Annotated in this window: 16 protein-coding genes; 11 read left to right on the forward strand and 5 right to left on the reverse strand. The window is 61.9% G+C overall.

What is annotated here, in order from left to right:
* Position 1 precedes the first annotated feature (1 nt).
* The 4 genes from R8871_RS37505 to R8871_RS37520 all read right to left on the reverse strand — a co-directional run bounded on the left by R8871_RS37505 (position 2) and on the right by R8871_RS37520 (position 5,664).
* The gene (locus R8871_RS37505; protein WP_175054941.1) at positions 2-2,383 is read right to left on the reverse strand and encodes a PIG-L family deacetylase; all 2,382 of its coding nucleotides are present in this window, start codon (positions 2,381-2,383) and stop codon (positions 2-4) included.
* Between the two features lie 128 nt (positions 2,384-2,511).
* A complete protein-coding gene (locus R8871_RS37510) occupies positions 2,512-2,964 on the reverse strand; it encodes a GDP-mannose mannosyl hydrolase (protein WP_175054942.1) in 453 nt (150 codons plus the stop codon).
* A 64-nt stretch (positions 2,965-3,028) separates the two neighbouring features.
* On the reverse strand, positions 3,029-3,178 hold the full coding sequence (locus tag R8871_RS37515) for a hypothetical protein (RefSeq protein WP_175054943.1): 150 nt from the start codon (positions 3,176-3,178) through the stop codon (positions 3,029-3,031).
* A gap of 179 nt (positions 3,179-3,357) precedes the next feature.
* The gene (locus R8871_RS37520) at positions 3,358-5,664 is read right to left on the reverse strand and encodes a hypothetical protein (protein ID WP_175054944.1); all 2,307 of its coding nucleotides are present in this window, start codon (positions 5,662-5,664) and stop codon (positions 3,358-3,360) included.
* An 809-nt stretch (positions 5,665-6,473) separates the two neighbouring features.
* Here R8871_RS37520 and R8871_RS37525 point away from each other — a divergent pair.
* The 9 genes from R8871_RS37525 to R8871_RS37565 all read left to right on the forward strand — a co-directional run bounded on the left by R8871_RS37525 (position 6,474) and on the right by R8871_RS37565 (position 18,916).
* Entirely contained in the window at positions 6,474-7,460 is a 987-nt protein-coding gene (locus tag R8871_RS37525) for a helix-turn-helix domain-containing protein (protein ID WP_175054973.1), read from the forward strand.
* Between the two features lie 102 nt (positions 7,461-7,562).
* A complete protein-coding gene (locus tag R8871_RS37530; RefSeq protein ID WP_175054945.1) occupies positions 7,563-9,152 on the forward strand; it encodes a sugar phosphate nucleotidyltransferase in 1,590 nt (529 codons plus the stop codon).
* Between the two features lie 57 nt (positions 9,153-9,209).
* Positions 9,210-10,595 carry an undecaprenyl-phosphate glucose phosphotransferase gene (locus R8871_RS37535; protein ID WP_175054946.1) on the forward strand — a complete coding sequence of 462 codons (1,386 nt, stop codon included), beginning with the start codon at positions 9,210-9,212 and terminating at the stop codon, positions 10,593-10,595.
* Between the two features lie 73 nt (positions 10,596-10,668).
* Positions 10,669-11,808 (forward strand): polysaccharide biosynthesis/export family protein, encoded by a 1,140-nt coding sequence (locus tag R8871_RS37540; RefSeq protein WP_175054947.1) that lies wholly within the window; start codon positions 10,669-10,671, stop codon positions 11,806-11,808.
* A gap of 49 nt (positions 11,809-11,857) precedes the next feature.
* Positions 11,858-14,092, forward strand: coding sequence for a polysaccharide biosynthesis tyrosine autokinase (locus R8871_RS37545; protein WP_175054948.1), 2,235 nt, complete (start codon positions 11,858-11,860; stop codon positions 14,090-14,092).
* A 59-nt stretch (positions 14,093-14,151) separates the two neighbouring features.
* The gene (gmd, locus tag R8871_RS37550; protein WP_175054949.1) at positions 14,152-15,270 is read left to right on the forward strand and encodes a GDP-mannose 4,6-dehydratase; all 1,119 of its coding nucleotides are present in this window, start codon (positions 14,152-14,154) and stop codon (positions 15,268-15,270) included.
* 5 nt (positions 15,271-15,275) lie between these two features.
* Positions 15,276-16,235, forward strand: a complete 960-nt coding sequence (locus tag R8871_RS37555; protein WP_175054950.1) for a GDP-L-fucose synthase family protein — start codon at positions 15,276-15,278, stop codon at positions 16,233-16,235.
* 113 nt (positions 16,236-16,348) lie between these two features.
* The gene (locus R8871_RS37560) at positions 16,349-17,491 is read left to right on the forward strand and encodes a glycosyltransferase family 4 protein (RefSeq protein WP_175054951.1); all 1,143 of its coding nucleotides are present in this window, start codon (positions 16,349-16,351) and stop codon (positions 17,489-17,491) included.
* Between the two features lie 54 nt (positions 17,492-17,545).
* Positions 17,546-18,916, forward strand: coding sequence for a glycosyltransferase WbuB (locus R8871_RS37565; RefSeq protein ID WP_175054952.1), 1,371 nt, complete (start codon positions 17,546-17,548; stop codon positions 18,914-18,916).
* Positions 18,917-18,947: 31 nt separating this feature from the next.
* On the opposite strand, the gene R8871_RS37570 is transcribed toward R8871_RS37565, so the two are convergent.
* Positions 18,948-19,445 carry a hypothetical protein gene (locus R8871_RS37570; protein ID WP_175054953.1) on the reverse strand — a complete coding sequence of 166 codons (498 nt, stop codon included), beginning with the start codon at positions 19,443-19,445 and terminating at the stop codon, positions 18,948-18,950.
* Positions 19,446-19,621: 176 nt separating this feature from the next.
* Here R8871_RS37570 and R8871_RS37575 point away from each other — a divergent pair, with 176 nt between their 5' ends.
* Together R8871_RS37575 and R8871_RS37580 are read left to right on the forward strand one after the other, a co-directional pair.
* On the forward strand, positions 19,622-20,242 hold the full coding sequence (locus tag R8871_RS37575) for a DapH/DapD/GlmU-related protein (protein WP_175054954.1): 621 nt from the start codon (positions 19,622-19,624) through the stop codon (positions 20,240-20,242).
* A 229-nt stretch (positions 20,243-20,471) separates the two neighbouring features.
* Entirely contained in the window at positions 20,472-22,214 is a 1,743-nt protein-coding gene (locus R8871_RS37580) for an FAD-dependent oxidoreductase (RefSeq protein ID WP_175054955.1), read from the forward strand.
* The last annotated feature ends 378 nt before the right edge of the window (positions 22,215-22,592 follow it).

Below are 22,592 nucleotides of genomic sequence, written 5' to 3' on the forward strand. Positions count from 1 at the left end.
GCTACTGCGCCAACCGGTCGATCCGCACCGTCTCTGAGAACAACCCTGGCAGTTCACCGAGATCCTGGGCCGGGCCCAGGGCGAACCCATCGCCTACCGGATAGCGCGTCAGCGCCGGTGCGCCACCGGTGAAATAGAAATCGCCGAGTATCGCGTCGGTTCTTCGATAGAGCACGAGTGCGGCATTGCGCTTGTCACGCACGAACGCCGGAAAGACATCCGACCAGGACATGCCACGCAATGTCGCCGCCTGAACCGGCACGCCGTTCGTGTCCGTTGTGTCGAGCGTGGCAATGTCGATCACCGCGTCCTCGTTCGTTCCATCGAGATGCGGCGTCAGGAGAATCAGCGTATTGCTTGCTTTGCCGTGCACGGCCCCGACCGTCACTTTGACGAAGTCGGGCAGGAAACTCGCCGGCAATAGTTTGCGCTCGCCGATGGTCATGCGCGCACCGTCGTTGGCGATTGGCGTGAGCGCAAGCCGTCCGTCCGCACCGTCCACCGCGACCAGTGACGCGCGTGATCCTGCGGTCTGAACGGGTAGAAGATTGGCGTTTTGCCGCAGGGTTTTTGCTTGTGCCATCAGCGTCGGCGCTGAGCCTGCCGAGCCTGTGGACGACGCCATCCAGAGGTCGAGCCCGCTATCGGCGCGCTTCTGCGCGATCAGCACGCCGGCGCGTCCTGTTCCGCCGAAGTCCGCCGCCACATATTGCTGCGTCAACGCAGGCTTGAACTCACGGCTGGTCTGAAGCCAGAGACGTGGGGCTTCGAAGCGCTCACCTGTACTGCGGAGCAACCAGAACGCGGTGCCGCCCTGGCGTGCGGTGATGACCATCAAGTCCGCCTTGCCGTCGCCGTCGAAATCGCCGAGCAGGAAGCGCGCGCTATCGAAACAGAGCTTGTCATCCGTGCAACTGGGCGCCGTGGCGCGGGGATCGAAAGGGACGAGGCCGGCGTACCAGAGTGCGGGAGGCGACGCTTTCACGAGCGACGCCACGTACACGTTGAAACCAGGTCCGTCATGTTGCCGTTGCACATAGACCGCGGCTTGCTCCCCCGTGCCGCCGATGTCGCCGACCATAGCGGTAGCGAGCCGCAGATCGGTCGCCTGCGTGCGTTGCTGAGTCGCCCAACGGTAGCGTGTGGTGAGCAGGGTGCAGCCGCGCATGGTGAGCTTGCCGTCGTTTTCACCAAGACAGTGCCGCAGCGGTGTGTAGACGAGGCCGAAGTCCCACGGCGTCCAGCGCTGCGCCATGTCCCATTGATCGCAGGTCTCGGAGATCAGATAGCCGTCGCGTTCGGCGATGCATTGCGAAGTCGCGACGCTGACGAGCGCCGCGTTGCGCGCATTGCCGGGATAGACCGTCACCGGATCCCAGCGCCATTGTTGCGTGGATGAGCCCGTGCATGCGGCGAGTGTCGGCGCCTGGCCGCTGCCTGCGGAAGTCAGACAGCGAGTTGCCGCCGCATTGAATAGCTGAATGGGACGCGCCTGGAAATCCGCGACATGGCGATCGCTGCGATCGGCGAAGGCATAGCGGCGCGCGACCCAATTACCGTCCCACTGGAACTCGCCGAATACGTGCGAAAACTCGCTACCGTCGACAGAAAAATAGCTGGCGACGATGTCGCGCTTGCGCTGAACTTCGGCCGCCGGCACATTGCCTGGCCAGTCGCCCATCGGATAGGTGATGTGGTATTCGATCGGCACACTTTTGTTGAGCGTCTGGGCGACGTGGCGCGTGATGCGCGCGGTGTAGATGTGATCGGGATGCTCGAGAAACGGTATGGTGTCCGGATTGAGCGTATAGATCTGCGACGCCGCGGCGAGGATCACTTTCAGTGTGGCCGACAGCGAGGCCCGATCGTATTGCACACGCACGGAACCGTCGGCGTTCATCGGATAGGTGGAGAGCGTGGCGTGCTGTTCCCACAGCAGGCCAAGCGGTTCGCGGCCGCCGCGCACGGCGCCGCCGGGCAGGCGGAATTCGAGCAGACGGACTTGCGGCTTCGCTTTCAGCACCATCTGATGCACGAGCTTGCCGGCGATCGAAATATTCGTTTCGATCCATTCGTCAGGCACCCCCGCCATGCGCGCATACGCGAGCCGTGAACCCCGCTCGCGGGTCTGGACGTAAGCGAAATCCGCACCGTTGGCGCCGCCGATCAGATGCACGGTGGTGATGCACCAGCCTGCGTCGAGCCGTTCGCTGATGGCGGGGTCAACAAAAAGCAGATCGTCGTCGAGGTGAGCGACGACTGTCACGAGCGTGCCGGCGCCGCAATCCGCCGCGCGCGCCGCGCCGGGAAAGAGAGCGAAAAAAAGTAGTGCTAGAAGAGCAATGGATGAATCGCGAACGAGTCTGGCTGCCGGTGATCGCATGTTTGATTCGAGCCCTGACGGTGAGCCCGATCATACTGTACCGGCGTGCGTCGCCACGTTGGCGAACTCACAGTAGGCGTTACTTTGCGCGCAGACAATGAGGCACGCGGGTGGCGCGGCCGTTAACGCTAGCGGAAATAAGCCTTGGTGTTCTCGTGGACATCGGCGCGCGCGAGCAGTTCAGAAGGCGCGAGCCAGAGATAGCCGCTGTGCTGGTCGAGCCGGCCGACGGAGATGGTGCTGGTGAACTGTAAGGCATAGGCAAGCACGATGTAGTGCGTCGACACGTCAGGCTCGGCGGCGAAATTGTCTTTGTAATGATGCTCGAAAACGCCTTCGAAGCGTGCGGTCGAACGCGTCAGCCTGCCAATGCCCAATTCGGCATCGGCAATGCGCGTGAACGCTGCGTCGAGTGTTTCGTCTTTATGAATGCGTCCGCCGGGAACGAACCACGTGCCGCGGGCAGGGCGATTGCGCCGATGGCCGATCAACACGCGGCCCTCGGCGTCGCTGACGATCAGATCGATCGCGACCAGCGGCGTCAGACGCACCACGTCCAGGAAATCGATTTCGGTCAGCATGTCATCTCCTGCAGGGCGCGCGTCGCGTTGAGCGCGTGGTGATCGTGAGGCGATGCTAAAGGCGCTAGTAGTCGCCATGGTGCTCATCATCCCGGGTGAGACGGCTTGAGACATTCGCCAGCAGCAGTGCGACCAGAATTGCACCGACTGTGGCGAAAAGAAACGCCCCAACCATCCCGGCCAGCACCAGCATTGTCCATGCGAGGCCGTTCATTTCTCGGTTCCAGCGCGTTGATATGCATGCGAGGTAGTCCTCGTCTGGATTTTACGGGTGTGAGAAATCACTTGCCCTGTCACATCACGCCGAAGTATCGCCGCGTCTCGACAGCAAGCGGTGCCTGTCGAAGGATCTACGGCGGCCGCTATGCGCACCCCGCGTCCTGCGCGGCACATCTAGCGAGGCACATAGCCCTCCGGTGTCGTGACCGCGTCTTTGAACACGCCGGCGTTGGCGGACACCACATAAATTGGCGTAGGCGACAGCTTGAGGTTCGCGACACCGTCGCGATACGGCACGCTCGATGCGTTGCCCATCATGTCGAATACGGTCACTTCTCCCGACGTGCCGGGTGCGTCGACACGCAGACGGTAATCCGCGCTCTGGCTCGCGCTGAAACCGGTTTTGGCATTCCAGGCGTCGTTGTCATGCGTCCACAACGCCGTAACGATCTTGCCGCCGCCGAGCCGGCGGAACGCGTATGCGTAGACGCCTTTTGGCAAAGCTTTGAGCGGTCCGAGCGTATCCGTTCCGTCGATGATCCGCGTCATCGCCGCCACCGCGAGCGCGGCAGGTTTAGGGCTGATGTGGGCGGCGCCGTAGGCGCCGGTCGGATGATCGAGTTCGAAGAAAACCCCATAGCCGGGCGCTGCGTCCGGCATGTCCGCGAGGTAGAACACGTAGGTCATGTCCGCACCTTCGCCGAGCAGGATGAGATGCGTGCGGGCCACGATCGCGGCTTGCGCATATAGCACGTTCGCGCCCGGATAGTTCTTGCCGTACGCCGCGCCGATGTCGTAGCTGATGCCGGTTTCGGTGACGAACAGCGGCGCGCCGGGTTTCAGGTATAGACGCAACTCGTGACGTAGCGCACGCATTGCGGCCGGCAGTGCGCCTGGCACGGTGCCCTGATTGGCTGAGTCGGCGACGCGCTCGGGTGGGTGCGATGGTGTCGTGCCAATGTCGTAATAGCCGTGGATGGTCATACCGTCCATATAGCGGCCGATCCCGAGCGGACCGAGACGGCGCATCTTCTCGACATTGACCTGAACCGAGGCGTACGTCACCCCCATTACCACGGCATGCGGGTCCGTCTGATGAATGCCTTCCCAAACTGCCTTATACATTGCGACGAAATTCGCGTCGGTATCCCGCCACGGCAGGCCGCCGTCGGCGTCCGGCTCCCACGTCACCTGATAGTAGTTGTCGCGCTGATTGGGGAAGTAGGTCATCCGCGTACGGTTGGACTCGGCGCCGACTTTGGCCATGTAGTCCTTCATTTGCGCGAGCGAGGTCGGCGCATAGCTGTGCGTCTCCTTGCCGGTTGGACTAGCCCACTGAGGAATACCGTCGAGCTGGATCAGACGCATGATGTCGCCGCGCCGGAAGTAGGGCAGCAACTGCTTGCTCGCAGGATCGAACGTACCTGCGTTTTTCGGCTCTTCCATATACCAGTTGCGATTGTCGTTGGCCCACGAAAGGCCGAGCGCGGTGTAAGCCGGCCGATAGCCGTCGCCGTCGCAGCAATGCTGTCCGGGCGCAAGGTAGGCGGTGCCTTGTCCGCCGAATCGATGCAGGTCTTCGTAGGGAAAGCGGACGGCCGGCAATGCAGCAGAGGTGTCGGGCAAGACGCCGAAGGTGGCGATGCCCTCGGGACGTGTGCCGCGCGATTCGAGTTGGCCATGTGCGCGTTCCAGCGAAGCGGACACGGCGAAGTAGCCGGCAACGGTCGAGGCGCAACTCAGCGTTGACAGCGTGGCGCCCGCCGCGACGGGGAAGCGGCCGCTGGCGCGCACGGCATTCCAGCTGTCGCGGATCTGCCAGTTGAGCGTGTCGTTTTGCGCAGGTCGTGTCGTGAAGACGAGCGCGAAGGGTTTGTCCGCTGCGAACAGGCGCGTGCCGTCGCTCGGCGTGTCTGCTTCCAGCAGATCGCCGTTTGCCGCGGCGCGCACCTGCGAGGTGGGTGCGGCGCAACGCAGACCCTGCCCGGGTGGCGCCTTCAATGAAGTGGATACCGTGGCCGCAGATTCCTGTGTGGCGGCAGGCGCTGTGTCTTTTTTCGCCGAGGCAGAGGCCTCGGCCCTGGCCGCGGTGTTCGAATCAGCCGCCGTGACCGCAACCGCGCAGCGCTTCTCCACCCCGGGCGCAGGATCGCCGAACACGCCGTTATTGCAATCGGCGGTGGTCGTGAACGTCTTGATGACATGTTGCTCGACGGTGCCGTACAGCACGTCGCGCGTACCGCTGAACCGGCAGGTTCCATATTCCGCCGCGCATGCTGTCCACTTTCTGCCGTCAACCGTCAGATCGGCATTGCTTGCGCTGTCAGGACCGGCTGAAGCCGCTGCCGCACTACACGAGGAGGCCATCATGGCCAGCAGGATAAATACGGCCGCTGAGGCGGCAACGCGCAGCACTAACCCGTGGGCGGCACAGGCGCCGAAGCGTGGTTGCAGCGCGCGATATTCACATACATCAGACATGTGTTCCCCGTGTCGTTCGACGCATAGGTTCCGGCCTGTTCCAACGATAAGGCGTCATCGGATTGCTAGTTGACCAGGCCAGACCCGCCTCAGGCTACCTCGTGTCGCAATGTGTTGCGGAAACCGCATAGGCTATTTCCGCAATTCGATGGCGGAAACATACCGGCTCTGATCAGACAGAATGCGCCATTGGCCCGTCTATTGCCGGACCGGCTAAAGCTGTCTAATTGCTGTGTTTCACGTTTGAAACATTAATCGTCTTGTTTATATTCTCCAGATCCAATAACAACAAATTAAATAATTTTGTCTCGCGAAAATTGTTTATATTGAACACTGCTTTATATGTCCCTGCCGACCAAATATTTCGTCAGAAGAAAGCCCCGCGGGCATCCGGTAAGAACAGCGACTGGTGCAAACAAGGGGGCTGCTCTCATTCTGGCGATGTGACGGAAATAAGTCACTTCAAATCTGCAGAATGCCGGGCAGATCAGATTGCAACTCAAGCATTTCGAGCTGCGATTGTATGTGTGCCAGCGCACAAAAAATCACATTAATTTCGAATTAAGATTCGCAGAATGTAAATTCATTCATATGCAGAATCGGCATTTAATTCATTGAAAAATAGTAGCAGAGCATTTGTTCCGAAAATCACTGGTTGGCCACCATATCGAAACGCCAACATGTCTGCACTTTCGGTCATGGCGGCTAAATGCTTGATTGCGGATGGCTATGATGCACTGCACAGAGCATTCCTCTGTGTAGGCGTTCAAGGTTGAAAAGTAGATCCGTTTTCTGTTGAGAGGATGACTATGACCTGCGCGAGTCTCGAGTCTGCCATGTTGCGCTGGGTGCACGCACCGAACAAAGGTATGCGTCGCATCGCAATCCTGATGTTCAACGACTGCTCGCTGCAGGGCGCGGGCGTGGTTGCCGAAGTGTTTCAGGCTGCTAACGAACTGGCATCGTCCGGATCCGGTGGCTGGTTGTATGACGTTTCCTTCCTGTCGGCCGACGGCGGTATGGTGACCTCGTCATCGGCACTGCGGGTCTGGACCGACGGGCTCGACGCGCGCCATTACGGCGGCTTCGACGCGTTGTATGTAGCCGGTGGAAAAGGCGCATTCGCCGCGGCCGGCGACGAACGGCTGATCGCCTGGTTACGGCGTGTGCGCCGCAACACAGGCATGATCCGGCCGATCGCGGAAGGACGCGCATTGATCGAAGCGGCCTATGTGCCGGACAGCAAGGAAAGCGGCGAATTTCACCAGCCGCAGTCGATGTCATCGCGCCAGACCGAGCAGAACGGCGACGCGGGTGACCGGCTTGAATCGATGAGAAGCGCGCTCGCCATGATCAAGCGCGATCTCGGCGGCGCGACCGCTCGCACAGTGGCCGAGCGCCTGCTTGCCGATTCGTGTTCGAACCTCGCACCGCTGCTTGGTGAAGACGGCGGCTTGAGCCCCGGCGACAAAGTGCGCGCGGCGGCCCGCTGGCTGCAAGAGAATTGCCAGCAATCGATTTCGATTGCCGATGCGGCTCAGTTCGCCGCGATGAGCGAGCGCAACTTCCTGCGTCGCTTCAAGATGGAAATGGGTATCACGCCCTCGAGTTTCCTGTTGCATGAGCGCCTCGCGGTGACCTGCAGCCTGCTGACCGAGTCGGAATTGCCGGTGGACAAGATCGCCCGGCGCACCGGCATGGGTAACGGTGACCGCCTCGCGAAGGTCTTCCGTAAGCGGATGAGGATTTCCCCCACTGAGTTCCGGATTCAAAGCCGCCGCATGGTCGGCGGATAGCGCGCGCCGCGAACCGCGCTGAGCGCGCCCAGCACGTAGTCGTCTCGTACCATGCTTCGGTAAGTATTTCCTTGATCTCAAAGAATTATAAGGAATCCGAATATGTTGACTAAGGGAGTTGTGAGCGCTGCGTCGGCGAACCCGGACGGCGCCAGTGCCGGGACTGCCGGTGCGCATTGCGCGCGCATCGTCCCGGTCATTCTTGCCGGCGGCTCGGGCACGCGGCTGTGGCCGGTGTCGCGCGAAAACTATCCGAAGCAGCTGATCGACGTGGTCGGCTCCGACTCGCTGTTGCAGGCGACTGCGCGGCGTATGGACGGTTTTCCCGCCGGCTGGAACGTGGACGTGTCGCCGATCATCGTGTGCGGCGAAGAACACCGGTTTGTGATCTCCGAGCAGCTTCTGGAAAACGGTGTGAATGCGCGTCTGATCGTCGAGCCTGCGCGGCGCGATACGGCGCCGGCATTGACGCTCGCGGCCTCACTCGCGTGCGCGGACGGCGACGACCCAATTCTCATCGTGATGCCGGCCGACCATTCGATTGCAGATGTGCCGGCTTTGCAAGGCGCGCTGGAACGTGCGGCCAGGTATGCGGAACGCGGCCTGATCGCCACGCTGGGTGTGCCGCCCACGCGCCCCGATACGGGCTTCGGCTACATCCGCATCGGCGCGGAATTGCCCGATGCGGGTTATGTAATCGACGGCTTCGTCGAGAAGCCCGCCGAGGAAATTGCCGCGCAGTACGTCGCCGCGGGCACGTATTGGTGGAACGCCGGCATCTTTGTCGTGCGCGCACGTGTGTGGCTCGACACGCTGCAACGCCTGCAGCCTGAAATGCACGCAGCCTGCGAACGCGCATTCGCGAACGGCCGCACCGAAGGCGCGTATTTCCGTCCGCTGGTGGACGCTTTCCTGAGTTCGCCCGCTGACTCGATCGACTATGCCGTGATGGAGCGCCTCACTGACGTGGGCGAAGCGAGCGACGCGAACGCCACGGCCGAAGCGGCTGCTACCCACACCACTAACCCGCAAGACTCCGCTGCGAATCCGTCCGGCGTCGTTGTGCGGCTCGATGCGGGCTGGTCGGATCTCGGCTCCTGGGACGCCGTCTGGGCCGCGATGGAAAAGGACGCCAACGGCAACGCCGGGCGCGGCCGCGTGACGTTCGAAGGCGCGGTGTCGAGCTATGCGCATTCCGAAGGCCGGCTCGTCGCCTGTGTGGGCACCACCAATGTGGTGGTCGTCGAAACGGCCGACGCCGTGCTGGTAGTCGACCGTTCGCATGTGCAGGACGTCAAGGGCCTGGTGTCGCGCATCAAGGCGCAACACGCACCCGAGGCCGATGCGCATCGCAAGGTGCGGCGCCCGTGGGGTTTCTACGATTCCATCGACCACGGCGAACGCTTCCAGGTGAAGCGCATCGTCGTCACGCCGGGCGCAAAGCTTTCGCTGCAACTGCATCACCACCGTGCCGAGCACTGGGTTGTCGTGCGCGGTACGGCGCTCGTCACGCGCGGCGAAGAGCAGTTCCTGCTGAGCGAAAACGAGTCGACCTACATTCCGCTCGGCACGCGTCACCGGCTCGAAAACCCGGGGAAAGTACCGCTCGAAATCATTGAAATCCAGTCAGGCACCTATCTCGGTGAAGACGACATTGTGAGGTTCAACGACAACTACGGCCGCTGCTCCTAACAGCGCCCCCGGAATCATGTGCGGAAAAGAACGAACGGCAAGAACGAGGTAAGCAAAATGCGCAAGTTTCAGGATTTGCTCGCGCGAGTTTTCGATGTCGCGTTGGTGCTAGTGGGTGCGGCGGTGGCGTCGCAGATCCGCTTTGATTACCTCGCTCAATCCGGCTTCTATTGGGCGCTGGTGATGTTCTCCGCCGCCTTTGCGCTGGCCATCTTTCCAGCGTTCGGCGTGTATGAATCATGGCGCGGCCGCTCCAAGCTCTCGCTGGCCGGCCAGGTGTCGCTCGCGTGGTTGATTGTGCAGGGCAGTGCGCTGGTGCTGATGTATTCGCTGCACCGCATCGACTTCGTCTCGCGGCTGTGGTTCTCCTACTGGACTGCGGTGACGGGCGGCCTGCTGATCGCTTACCGGCTGATCACGCATGCGGTGCTGGCGCGTGCGCGCACTGCCGGTCTGAATCTGCATCAGGTCGCGATCGTCGGCAGCGGCTCGCAGTGCGACGCAATCATCCGCAGGATCGATTCGGCACCCGGCACAGGCTTTCGCGCGACGGCCGTCTACAACACGCGTCCTGACGTGTCTGCGGTGACGAGCACGCGAGTGCCTGTCTGCGCGACAGTGGATGCGCTTGCCGACTACATTCGCACCAACGATGTGCACGAGTTGTGGCTCATGTTGTCGCTCGCGGAAGAACCTCTGATCTGCAAACTGATCAGCGAGTTTCGCGACGATCTGGTGAACATCCGCTTCATGCCGGACGTACGCAGCATTGCGTTGTTCGATGGCAGCGGCGTGATCGATCTGCTCGGCGTGCCGGCCATCAACCTCGTCGCCTCGCCGCTATCGGCCAGTTCCATGCTGAAGAAGGAAATCTTCGACCGTCTGTTTGCCGCTACGGCATTGATCGGCCTCATGCCAATCCTGCTCGCCATTGCGATTGCGGTGAAGCTCTCGTCGCGCGGCCCGGTTCTCTTCAAGCAGAAGCGTAAAGGCGCCGACGGCCGCGTCTTCACGATCTACAAATTCCGCTCGATGCGACTGCATCACGAGCCGAAAGGCACGCTCAAACAGGCCACGCGCGACGATCCGCGCGTCACGCGTGTCGGCGCATTTCTACGCCGCACGAGCCTCGACGAACTGCCGCAATTCTTCAACGTGTTGCGTGGCGATATGTCGGTCGTCGGACCGCGTCCCCATGCACTCGAGCACGACGACCTCTATCAGAAAGTGGTCGCCGGCTACATCAATCGCTATCGGATCAAGCCGGGCATTACAGGCTGGGCGCAGATCAACGGCTTTCGTGGCGAAACCGACCGCATCGAGAAGATGGAGCGTCGCGTCGAACATGACCTGTACTACCTGGGGCATTGGTCGTTCGCACTCGATATGCGGATTATCGGCGCGACGATTGTTGCCGGACTGGCGCATCGAAACGCTTACTAAGTACTAAGTAGTTAACAAGCACGCTGGGCTCTACCTCCCCCGAGGACAGTCCCTGGCGCAAGGAGGAAACACCATGAGCTCGCTTGGTATACGCACGGGAAGTCTCGTGATTTTCACAGTTGCAACACTGCTTGCCGGATGCGGAATCGTACCGGGTCAACGGATGGTTACCCCAGCCGCGGTTCAGGACACGGGTGGGGACTACAGCACGGAAGCATCGCAGCAACAGCAGATTCCGATTACCGATATCAACCTCGCGCTGCTGCGCAAGATGAACGCGACGCAAACGGCCGCGACGCTGCCGCCGCAGACGACTGCGCTGTTCGGCAAACCGACCGCTTACAAGGTCGGCCCTGGCGACGTGCTGCAGATCGTCGTGTGGGATCACCCGGAACTCGCCGCGGCGCTAGGGCAGCCCGCGCAGAACGCGAAGACGACGGATGCCGCGCCCGGTTTTCTGATCGACGAAAACGGCGACGTGCAGTTTCCGTATGCAGGCACGGTGCACGTGGCCGGCAAAGACGTCGGGACGATCCAGAGAGAGCTGCACAAGCGTCTGAGCAACGTGTATCAGAAGCCTGAAGTGACGGTGCGGGTGGCCTCGTTCCGGAACGCGCAGGTTTATGTGGACGGTGAAGTACGCACCCCAGGCGCGCAGTCGGTCACCGACATTCCGTTGTCGTTGACGAGCGTGATCAATCAGGGCGGCGGCTTCAGCCCGAATGCGGATCGCAGCCGCGTTGAGCTAATCCGCAACGGTGTGACGTATCCGCTCAACGTAGACGATCTGATCAAGCGCGGCCGCAATCCGTCGGAGATCTATCTGCAAGCGGGCGACATCGTACGGGTGGCTTCGCGCGAAGACAGCGGCGTGTATGTGATGGGCGAGGTCAACAAGCCGGCAACGATCCTGCCGATGCGTAACGGCTCGCTGACGCTTTCGCAGGCTATTTCCGATAGCGGCAGCTTCGACTCGAACACGGCGGCGGCCAGGCAGTTGTTCGTGATCCGCAATTCGACCAGCGAATCGCCGCAGGTCTACCACCTCGATGCGACCTCGCCGGTGTCGATGATTCTCGCCAATCAGTTCGAGCTTCAACCGAAGGACGTCGTGTATGTCGGCCAAGGCGGCCTGGTCCGCTTCAACCGTGTACTGAACCTGCTGCTGCCGGCGATCAATGCGGCTGTAACGGGCGCCGTTCTTGCGAAATAACAACCGTGCAACGTGACCATGAACCGCCGGGCTTTGTTGGGTGAACAAAATGGCAATTAATTTCGAAAACCGCTATACCGACGTGTCCGGACCGGACGAGCTGCACCTGTCGGACTATCTGCGCACGATCGTGAGAGGTTGGCGCACGATCGTGATGGTGACGCTGATCGCACTCGCGCTGGGGTGCGCGTATGCGTTCCTTGCGCCGCCGACGTATCGCGCGGATGTGCTGTTCCACGTCGAGGACAAGACGGCCAATGCCAATGCGAACGGCAAGGATTCCTTGCCGCCGCTCACCGGCATGTTCGACACCAAGCCCTCGACGGCCGCGGAGATCGAGTTGCTGAAGTCGCGTCTCGTCACCGAGGAAACGGTGAAGAACCTGCACCTCGACATCACGGCTTCGCCGCGTTATATGCCGTTTATCGGCGGGATGATCGCGGGGTTGGTGAACGGACAGTGGGGCTTCAAGTTGCCGTCGTTCATCAACCTGTCGGGCTTCGCGTGGGGTAACGAGAGCATTGCCGTGTCGCGCTTTGACACGTCGAAGGACTTTTACGACACGACCTTCACGCTGATTGCCGGCGACGCAGGTTCGTACGTGCTGCGCGACAAGAACGGTATCGCGATTCTCTCCGGCCACGTTGGCGAGACCGTGGAAACCGACACTGCCGACGGCCCGATCGCGTTGCATGTCGACAAGCTGGTCGGCGAGCCCGGCGCGCGTTTCGAGCTGCAGCGCGCGTCGACGCTGGGCACGGTGGATCGCCTGCAAAAGGCGCTCGTGGTGGCCGAAACCACGCTGCAGTCCGGCGTGATTCGCACCAGCCTCGAAGGCGGCGCCCCCGCGTTGACTGCGGCGATCGTCAACAGCATGGCGCGCGAGTTCGTGCGTCAGGATGTGGAGAGCCGCTCGACCGAAGCGGAACACATGCTGGCCTTCCTCGACCAGCAACTGCCTGGCTTGCGCAAGGAACTCGACGACGCCGAGCAACGCTACAACAAATTCCGTAACGCGCACGGCACGGTCGATCTCGGTGAAGAAAGCCGCCTGTTGCTTCAACAGGTCGTCGACAACAAGACGAAGCTGCTCGATCTGCAGCAGCAACGCGCGGAGATGTCGCAGCGCTTCACGGCGAATCACCCGGCGGTAGCCGCGCTCGACGCGCAGATTGCGGCGTTGCAGGGCGCAGCGGCCACCATGAACCGCAGCGTGGCCGTGATGCCGGACACCGAGCAGACCGCGTTGCGTCTGCTGCGCGACGTGCACGTCGATACGGAGCTCTATACCAATCTGTTGAACAGCGCGCAGCAACTCCGGGTGGCGAAAGCCGGCCAGGTGGGCAACGTGCGGGTGGTGGACTTCGCCGAAACGCCTGACGAACCGGTGCGCCCGAAGCGCGTGCTGGCGATCCTGATCTCGCTCGGCGGCGGCTTGCTGATCGGCATCATGCTGACCTTCTTCAAGCGCGCAATGTACGGCGGCGTGGAACGCCCGGACGAACTCGAAGCGGTGCTCGGCGTGCCGGTGTTCGCGATCGTGCCGCGCAGCCAGACACAGCTGCGTTTGCAGGAAAACGTCATGCTGCGCCGCCGCGGGCTGCATGTGCTCGCGCAGCAGGCGCCGGAAGACATCGCGGTGGAAGGCGTGCGCAATCTGCGGACCTCGTTGCAGTTGTCGCTCGATCAGGCCGAGAACAACGTCGTGATGATCACGGGTTCGCGGCCCGATACCGGCAAGTCGTTCCTGTCGGTGAATCTGGCGGCGCTGGTGGCGTCGGCGAACAAGCGGGTGCTGATTATCGACGGCGACATGCGGCGCGGCGACGTTCATTCGCATTTCGGCATCGCGCATCAGCCGGGGCTCTCGGACGTGCTGAGCGGTGGCGATCTCGCGTCGATGGTTCAGCGCGACGTGCTGCCTGGACTCGACGTGCTCGCCAAGGGCACGCTGCCCTCGCATCCGTCTGAATTGCTGATGAGCAAGCGTTTCCAGACGATGCTCGACGAGTTGAAGTCGCACTACGACATCGTGATTGTCGACACACCGCCGGTGCTTGCCGTGACCGACTCGACGGTGATCGGCAAGTACGCCGGTACGACGCTGCTGGTGGTGCGCCATGGCCGCCATCCGCTGAACGAGATTGCCGAGACGGCCAAGCGGCTGCTCAACGGCGGCGTATCGCTCAAGGGCGTGCTGTTGACCGATGTGCCTCAGGAAGGCGCATTCCTCGGTTCCGGCTATCAAGGCGGTTATTACGGATACGACAGCATCGCGGGTTGATGTGACGGCCCCGACGACGGGGCCGCTGATATCGCAAAGTTCAACGAGGGGAGGGGTTCATGAAACGCAAGGTCGCGCTGATCACCGGCATTACTGGACAGGACGGGTCGTATCTCGCCGAGCTGCTGCTCGCCAAGGATTACGACGTACACGGCATCAAACGCAGGTCATCGCTGTTCAATACGGACCGGATCGATCATCTCTATCGCGACCCGCACGATCCGGACCAGCGACTCTTCCTGCATCACGCCGATTTGACCGATTCGACCAGCATTCTGCGCGTGATTCAACGTGTGGAGCCCGACGAGATTTACAACCTCGCGGCGCAGAGCCACGTGGCGGTTTCGTTCGAAGAGCCGGAATACACCGCTAACGCGGACGGCCTCGGCGCGTTGCGGATTCTCGAAGCGATCCGCATTCTGGGGCTTCAGCACAAGACGCGTTTCTATCAGGCTTCGACCTCGGAACTGTACGGCCTCGTGCAACAGGTGCCGCAGTCCGAGACCACGCCGTTCTATCCGCGCAGCCCGTATGCGGTCGCCAAGCTGTTTGCGTACTGGACCACGGTCAACTATCGCGAGGCGTATGGGCTCTATGCCTGCAACGGGATTCTGTTCAATCACGAATCGCCGGTGCGTGGCGAGACCTTCGTGACGCGCAAGATCACCCGCGCTGTGGCGCGCATCGCGGTCGGCATGCAGAAGACTCTGTATCTCGGCAATCTGTCGGCGTTGCGCGACTGGGGTCATGCGCGCGACTACGTCGAGATGCAATGGCGCATGCTGCAACAGGACCGGCCGGAGGATTACGTCATTGCCACCGGCGTGCAGTACAGCGTGCGTGAGTTTGTTAAGCATGCCGCCGCTGAGTTGGGCGTCACGGTGCGTTTCGAAGGAACTGGCGTGGATGAAGTCGGCATTGTCGAAAAGGTGGAAGGGCGCGAAATCAAGATGTCGCCCGGCGATGTGATCGTGCGTGTCGATCCGCGCTACTTCCGGCCTGCCGAAGTCGAGACGCTGCTGGGCGATCCGTCGAAAGCCCACGCGCAGCTCGGCTGGAAGCCGACCACGCCATTCAGTGCGCTCGTCAAGGAAATGGTGCGGTCTGACTATCAGATTGCGAGACGTGACGCGCTTGTCACGCTGGCCGGTTTCACGGCGCTGGAACATCACGAGTAACGGCGATGAACAAACAAGCACGCATCTTCGTGGCGGGCCACCGTGGCATGGTCGGCTCCGCGCTGGTCCGGCGGCTCAATGCCGAGGGCTATCACAACGTCGTCACACGGTCGAGGGCGGAGCTCGATCTCAAGGATCAGGCAGCCGTGAACGGCTTTTTCGAGCGGGAAAAGATCGACGTGGTGCTGCTCGCGGCCGCGCGCGTGGGGGGCATTCTCGCTAACGCGTCGCAGCCGGGTGAGTTCATCTATGAAAACCTGGTGATCGAAACCAACGTGATCCACGCCGCGTTTCGCGCGCAGGTGGAGCGGCTGGTGTTCTTCGGTTCGTCGTGCATTTATCCGAAGCAGTGTCCGCAGCCGATTCGCGAGGAGTACTTGTTGACCTCGCCGCTCGAGCCGACCAACGACGCCTACGCAATTGCGAAGATCGCCGGTCTCAAGCTGTGCGAGGCGTACAACCGCGAATACAACACGCAGTACGTCTCGTTGATGCCGACCAATCTGTACGGTCCCAACGATAACTACGATCTGAACAGCAGCCATGTTTTGCCGGCGCTGCTGAGGAAGGCGCACGAAGCGAAGGTGAACGGTTCCGCAACCTTGACGGTGTGGGGCTCGGGCACGCCGCGCCGCGAGTTTCTGCATGTCGACGATCTCGCCGCGGCCACGCTCTTCGTGCTCGAGCACAACGTGACAGAAGGCCTGTTCAATGTCGGGGTGGGTGAAGACCTGTCGATTCGCGAACTGGCCGAGTGCATCTGCAAGGTGACCGGCTTCGAGGGTGAGCTCGTGTTCGACGCGTCCAAACCCGACGGTACGCCGCGCAAGCTGCTGGATGTATCGCGGCTCGCGCAAATGGGTTGGCACGCGACCATTGGCCTCGAAGAGGGCATCACGTCCACGTATCGGGAATTCGTTGAATTGCACGCCGGCTCGACCGCCGCCGCCGTCATGCACGTTTAGGCGCGCATTGAAGGGCTGCTGGGCGCGATTCCGGCAATGAGTGAGCGCGTGGAGCGTTTCGCACGCATAGCGTGCAACGCACACAGGGACGATTTTCGAGGAGTGGCAAAAAAATGACTGCGTCAGTCACGATCTTCCACAACGTCGTATGGTCGCGTCACAAGGGCGTCGTGTTCTCCGCCCTGCATAACATTTCGGCATCCGGCGCGATCCGCTATTCGATGGTGCAGATTGCGGATACGGAGCACGACCGTGTTGGTTTTTCGGATGTCGACTATTCGTACCATCGCTATCCGATGCAGAAGCTGTTCGACGGTTGCTACGAAGATGTGCCGACGATGAAGATGATCGCGCGGCTCACCTGGGAAGTGTTGCGGACCAAGTCGGATCTGATCGTGCTGCCGGGCTACCACCGTCCGGAATACTGGGCGATGCTGGCGGCGTGCATCGTGACCGGCAAGCGGCGCGCGGTGTTCTGCGATTCGACCGCACGCGACCGGCCAAAAAAGCTGCTGACGTCGATTCCGAAGCGCGTGTTCTTTTCGCTCTGCGATGGCTATTTCGGTTTTGGCGAACGCAGCCGCGAGTATCTGGAGTCACTCGGCGCGAAGCGCGACAAGATTTTCGTGCCGTGCCAGGCCGCGGCAATGCCCGGATCGTTTTCGCCGGAGCGCGCGCTGGTCGAGCGGGTTGCGGCGCGCGCGGGCAATCCGCCGGTGTTTCTTTACGTAGGCCGTCTCTCGGAAGAGAAGGGCATCGGTACGTTGATCGAGGCGTTCGCCGGCTTGCGGCGCCGTATTCCGGCGGCGAAGTTGCGCATTGTCGGCACCGGGCCGATGGCGGACGCGCTGCACGCGAAGGTGGCCGATCTCGAACTGGGCGACGCGGTCACTTTCGCCGGCAGTTTGCAGGACGAACCGCTCACTCGCGAATACTACGGCGCGACCTGCATGGTGCTGCCGAGCTATAGCGAGCCGTGGGGACTCGTCGTCAACGAGGCGCTCGCGCATGGTTGCCCCGCGGTGGTCAGCGAGAGTTGCGGTTGTGTGCCGGAACTGGTGATCGATGGCGTCAGCGGCTATGCATTCACGGCAGGCGATGTTGCCGGATTGCAGCGCACGATGCTCAAGGCGATGGAGGCATTCGCCGACGCCGGTGGCACCGCGCACCGTTGCATGGATGTGATTCGCCGTTTCGATCCACCTTCTGCCGCCGCCAATATCGCGCGCGGCTGTGCGCTGATGCTGAGCGACTGAGTGCCTCACGGCCCCGTCGCGCATGCGAAGCTCTAACTCGTCCTGGCAGCTCCAATGAAGATCCTGATCTACGGCATCAATTACGCGCCCGAACTGACGGGGGTGGGTAAGTACACCGCAGAGATGGCTGTGCTTCTGGCGAGGCGCGGCCACGAGGTTCGCGTGGTGTGTGCACCGCCCTATTACCCTGAGTGGCGCGTGGCGCCGAACTATGTGGCATGGCGATATCAGCGCGAAACGCGCGACGGTGTGACGATCTGGCGCGCGCCGCTGTGGGTGCCGGCGCGTCCGAGCGGGCTGAAGCGGATGCTGCATCTGGCGAGTTTCGCGGTGAGTTCGTTGCCGCTGCTCGCGAGGCAGATGCTATGGCGCCCCGATGCCGCGATGCTGATCGCGCCGACCCTGATGTGCGCGCCCGCTACGCTGGCGTTCGCGCGTCTCACGGGCGCGAGTGCGTGGCTGCATATTCAGGATTTCGAAGTCGATGCCGCTTTCGATCTGGGTCTTCTGAAAAGCTCGCTCGCAGCGCGCGCGGCACGTTGGATCGAAAGCACGTTGCTGCGATGCTTCGACACCGTGTCGTCGATTACGCCGCAGATGGGTTCACGCGCGGTGGTCAAGGGCGTCAAGCCTTCGCGGGTCGCTTGCCTGCCCAACTGGGTCGACGTGTCGACCATCTTTCCGCTGGCGCGCGCAAGCGACTACCGGCGCATGCTGGGCATTCCGGCCGGCCAGAAAGTGGTGCTGTACTCGGGCAATATGGGCGCGAAACAGGGTATCGAAACGCTCGCCGATGCGGCGGCATCGCTCGCCGGACGTACCGACCTCACCTTCGTTTTCTGCGGCAGCGGCGCGGCGAAAGAGAGTTTGCTCGAACGCTGCGCGGGATTGACGAACTGCGTGTTCATTCCGCTGCAACCCATGGAGCGTCTGAACGAGCTGCTCAATCTCGCCGACATTCATGTGCTGCCGCAACGTGCCGATGCCGCGGATCTGGTGATGCCCTCGAAGCTCACCGGCATGTTCGCAAGCGGGCGCGCCGTGGTGGCCATGGCGCGGCGCGGTACGGGTCTCTACGACGCGGTGGCGCCGCGCGGCGTGATCGTGCCGCCGGACAACGTCAAGGCTTTGGCGGCGGCGATCACGGTACTGGCAAGCGATCCCGAACGCCGTGCGGCACTCGGTAAGGCGGCGCGCAATTATGCGGAGCGCGCGCTATCGCCGGAGTCGACGATCGGCACCTTCGAAGCGCGGCTCGCAACGCTGGTTCGTGGCACGCATGGCACACATGGCACACGTGGCACGCATGGCACGCGTGGCAAGCAAACGAACGTGGAGACGCCGTATTTCGGTGGTCCGAGGCCTTCAACCGCTGCGGCCCGGCGGCGCAAGCCGGCGACAACGGAGGAAGCCGCGCCGGATTGATCCGGGACGCGGCCATCTCATGAATGCAATATCACCACGGGGATTTGTAGACGGCGTGCTTGCCCGCATCGAACGGATCGGCGTAAGTGGTTTTGGCTGCGCCGTCGGGCATCAGGCGCTCGGCTGCATTCGGACCGCCCGGCTGGCCGGCCACGCGCACCTTGCCGTTGCCGCCGGCTTGCGCTTTGTTCGGCTGTTTGCGCACGGCAGGTTGGGCTCCGCCCAGCACCGTCATGCGTTGCTCATCGAGCAGGGCCGCCTGCTGGGCATCGGCGGTGTTGCCTTGCTGCGCGTCTGGCGAGCCGTAGTCGCGTGGGGCGCCGAGCAACTGCGCTTCGCTGTTGCGATTCGCCACCCCCGGCTTGGCGCGCGCTGCGGGTGCGGGGGTGCCGTAGCTGGTCGCAGCGGTAGCGGCAAGGGCCGGCGCAGCGGGCGCGGGCGCTGCTGCGTTTTGCGCGAACGTGGGTACGGCATAGGTCGCGATGGCGAGAAGCAGAGGGGGTGTTATGTGCCGGAACGGGATGGTCATCGGATGCCCCAGGAAGATGCGGTCGCAATAGAGCTATCGTGCGCCAACCAGCACGCGTGGAGCCGCCAAAACGCTTGCTCGTACGGCCATGAAGCCGGCTTCAGTAAGGAGTCGAAACATAATGTAAGCGCGATGCATGGGTATGTGGATTCCCGTTTGTGGTCTGGAGAAATCTGATGGGTAACGCTGCCGACGATCCGCAGATCGGGCGTATGCCGGAAGTCGAAGGCATACGCGAGGATGGCCGTGTCATCGATCTCAGTCGGGCTGGGAAGGGAAACTATCGCGCGAAACGTGGCGCCCTGATCGAACTCATCTGGTTTGTCGTGGAAGCCTGCGTCATCAACAACAAGCTGCTGCCGCTCTCGTCGGTCCGCGTTGCGTTGTTACGCCTGTTCGGCGCGAAGATCGGCACGGGCTGCCGCTTCGTGCATCCATTGCGCGTGAAGTCACCGTGGAACCTGGAGGTGGGCGATAACTGCTGGTTCGGCGTCGATGTCTGGATCTACAACCAGGCGCTGATCCATATCGGCTCGAATGTCTGCATTTCCCAGGGGACGTTCCTCAGTGCCGGCTCGCACGATATGAGCACGACGATGGATCTGCGCGTCGCGCCGATCATCATCGAGGACGGTGTCTGGATCACGTCGAAATGTGTCGTGCAGATGGGTGTGACGATCGGCCGGTCGGCCGTGGTGACGCCCTTGTCCGTCGTGCATCGTTCCCTCGAACCAGAGGGCGTATACGGCGGCAATCCATGTCGTTTTATCCGGAACCGTTTCGATTCCGTGACCTGAAGCACAGAGAAAGAACCGCAGCGTTTATACGCTGAGGAGGCCAGGTCGTTGACAAGCCGGAATGTCGGCGGCCGCAATCGGATTGTCGATCGATGTCTTCGATCGACGCCTGCGGCGACGCTGGTGATGCGTTCGGCAACGACGTGTGCGTGGTTTGCTTGCCAGCCCCGGTTGGATGAGTAGCCGGTTTGACGCACTCAGACATGCATGAAGAAGATGGGGAGTAGGGATGTTCATCGATACTCGCACTGTTGAACACAACACGGTCATCGAAACGACGGTCTGCATCATCGGCGGAGGTGTGGCCGGTATTACGCTTGCGTTGGAGATGTCGAGGGCCGGGGTCGACACCTGCATGCTCGAAAGCGGGGGCTTCGGGCCTGATGACGAAACCCGCGACCTCTATCGTGGCGAGAACGTCGGGCTTCCCTATTCGTTCGCGGACGGCTCGCGCAGCCGTTATTTTGGAGGCAGCAGCAACTGCTGGGGCGGCTGGTGCCGCCCGCTCGATCCGTGGGACTTCGACAAGCGCGACTGGATTCCGCACAGCGGCTGGCCGTTCGGTCTCGACGAACTGGCACCGTATTACGCGCGGACGCATGAGCTGCTGAAGCTCGGCCCGCAGAATTTCGACCCCGCCTACTGGGAGCGCGAGATCGGACGCCATGACGTGCGCCGCATACCGCTTGCAACCGGCGATATGCGCGATACCGTCGCGCAATTCAGCCCGCCTGTGCGTTTCGGCAAGGCCTATCGTGACGAGCTCTCGCGTTCGGCGCGGGTGCGCGTGTTCCTGTATGCGAACGTGCAGAATATCGACGCCGATGCGGACGGCACGTCGGTTTCGCGGCTTCAGGTAGCGACCATCAGCGGGCGCAAGATGACGGTGACCGCGAAGATTTTCGTGCTCGCCACGGGCGGCATCGAGAATGCGCGGCTTCTACTCGCTTCGAACAACGTGCAGGCGGCAGGCCTCGGCAATGCCAACGATCTGGTGGGCCGCTACTTCATGGATCATCCGCGGATGATGTCGGGCAAGGTGCGTTTTCGTCCGGGCAATGCGCGCAACAAGCTGTATGACATCAAGTATCACTATCAGAATGCCGCGGTGTCAGCGCACGGCACGAAAATCTCCTCACAGTTCGCACCAAAGCAGGAATTGATGGAACGCGAGAAGCTGCTGAATTCGCGCGTGTGGCTCTATTCGCGCTGGTACGGCGAAGGAACCGCAGGGTCCGAGGCGCTGATCCACTGCAAGGAAGCGCTGTTGCAGAAGGACCAGCCGGGCCGCAGTCTGAAGACCGATGTCGCGACGATGATCGCGCATCCGCTGCATACGGTGGGCTACGGTCTGACGCGGCTGCTGCAATGGCCCGCGCTGATCACCGACGTGACCTTGCAGGCGATCGTCGAAGCGGTGCCCGATCCCGATAGCCGTGTCACGTTGTCGGCAGATAAACGCGACCGCTTCGGCATGCCACGCGTGAAGGTGGAGTGGCGTCTGGGCGAACAGGTGCAACGCACCTTCGATAAAACCTTCGCGTTGCTCGCGCAGGAGTTGCAGATGGCGGGCATTGCTGATGTCGAACTCGACGCGCCGCTCGAAGGCCGTCGCTGGCCGGCGAAACTGGAGGGTACGTGGCATCACATGGGCACTACGCGCATGCACGATTCGCCGCGTGAAGGCGTGGTCGATCGCGATTGCAAAGTGCACGGCATGAGCAATTTTTATGTGGCGGGCAGTTCCGTGTTTCCGACCGTCGGCGCCAACTTTCCGACCATCACGATTGCCGCGCTTGCGCTACGCCTCGCGGGTCATCTGGTGCGGCAACTCGATGTCCCGGATATTGTCGGCAATACGCGGGGCGATGCCGCCAACAGTTCCCTGATGTCGATTCAGACGCTGCAGCCTCAAGTCGAAACGCTGCCGATCGCAGCCTCGACCTTGACGCCGTTGATGAAGGAGCAGTGAAAAACAAGCGGTGACGGGGTGCGCCTCGCGCCGTAGTCACCGAAGATATTGATCACGATGCAGGCCACCCTACCGACGGTGGCCTGCGTCGCGGCAAAGCCGTCGCCCCCGTTTGCTTTGCCGCGGCGATATTTCGTCATCCTGCTCACATAGCGGGAAACATCTCCTGAAGTTCCTTCGCCTCCCTCCAGTTATTTCAACGTTCCTACCTGTGTGCCGCGAGCGTTTTGCAGATGCACAAAACGCTCGCCGGACCTGTCGCATGTGACTCCCCGCCAGACAGACCGTCCAATTTCGGTACCGCTTTGCTGCGCGCGTACCGAGGGAAAAACCTAATGTCTGGAGAATCCCCGCTAAGTGCATATTTGCACAAAATAT

This window comes from Paraburkholderia sediminicola (assembly GCF_902859805.1).
GTDB classification, from domain to species: Bacteria; Pseudomonadota; Gammaproteobacteria; order Burkholderiales; family Burkholderiaceae; genus Paraburkholderia; species Paraburkholderia sediminicola.

What these genes read in the sequence shown, in the direction of transcription:
- R8871_RS37510 (WP_175054942.1), bottom strand. Translation starts at nt 2,964, where the DNA reads ATGCTGACCGAAATCGATTTCCTGGACGTGGTGCGTCTGACGCCGCTG.
- R8871_RS37565 (WP_175054952.1), top strand. Translation starts at nt 17,546, where the DNA reads ATGAAGATCCTGATCTACGGCATCAATTACGCGCCCGAACTGACGGGG.
- R8871_RS37555 (WP_175054950.1), top strand. Translation starts at nt 15,276, where the DNA reads ATGAACAAACAAGCACGCATCTTCGTGGCGGGCCACCGTGGCATGGTC.
- R8871_RS37575 (WP_175054954.1), top strand. Translation starts at nt 19,622, where the DNA reads ATGGGTAACGCTGCCGACGATCCGCAGATCGGGCGTATGCCGGAAGTC.
- R8871_RS37570 (WP_175054953.1), bottom strand. Translation starts at nt 19,445, where the DNA reads ATGACCATCCCGTTCCGGCACATAACACCCCCTCTGCTTCTCGCCATC.
- R8871_RS37560 (WP_175054951.1), top strand. Translation starts at nt 16,349, where the DNA reads ATGACTGCGTCAGTCACGATCTTCCACAACGTCGTATGGTCGCGTCAC.
- R8871_RS37535 (WP_175054946.1), top strand. Translation starts at nt 9,210, where the DNA reads ATGCGCAAGTTTCAGGATTTGCTCGCGCGAGTTTTCGATGTCGCGTTG.
- R8871_RS37530 (WP_175054945.1), top strand. Translation starts at nt 7,563, where the DNA reads ATGTTGACTAAGGGAGTTGTGAGCGCTGCGTCGGCGAACCCGGACGGC.
- R8871_RS37525 (WP_175054973.1), top strand. Translation starts at nt 6,474, where the DNA reads ATGACCTGCGCGAGTCTCGAGTCTGCCATGTTGCGCTGGGTGCACGCA.
- R8871_RS37540 (WP_175054947.1), top strand. Translation starts at nt 10,669, where the DNA reads ATGAGCTCGCTTGGTATACGCACGGGAAGTCTCGTGATTTTCACAGTT.
- gmd (WP_175054949.1), top strand. Translation starts at nt 14,152, where the DNA reads ATGAAACGCAAGGTCGCGCTGATCACCGGCATTACTGGACAGGACGGG.
- R8871_RS37580 (WP_175054955.1), top strand. Translation starts at nt 20,472, where the DNA reads ATGTTCATCGATACTCGCACTGTTGAACACAACACGGTCATCGAAACG.
- R8871_RS37545 (WP_175054948.1), top strand. Translation starts at nt 11,858, where the DNA reads ATGGCAATTAATTTCGAAAACCGCTATACCGACGTGTCCGGACCGGAC.
- R8871_RS37520 (WP_175054944.1), bottom strand. Translation starts at nt 5,664, where the DNA reads ATGTCTGATGTATGTGAATATCGCGCGCTGCAACCACGCTTCGGCGCC.
- R8871_RS37505 (WP_175054941.1), bottom strand. Translation starts at nt 2,383, where the DNA reads ATGCGATCACCGGCAGCCAGACTCGTTCGCGATTCATCCATTGCTCTT.
- R8871_RS37515 (WP_175054943.1), bottom strand. Translation starts at nt 3,178, where the DNA reads ATGAACGGCCTCGCATGGACAATGCTGGTGCTGGCCGGGATGGTTGGG.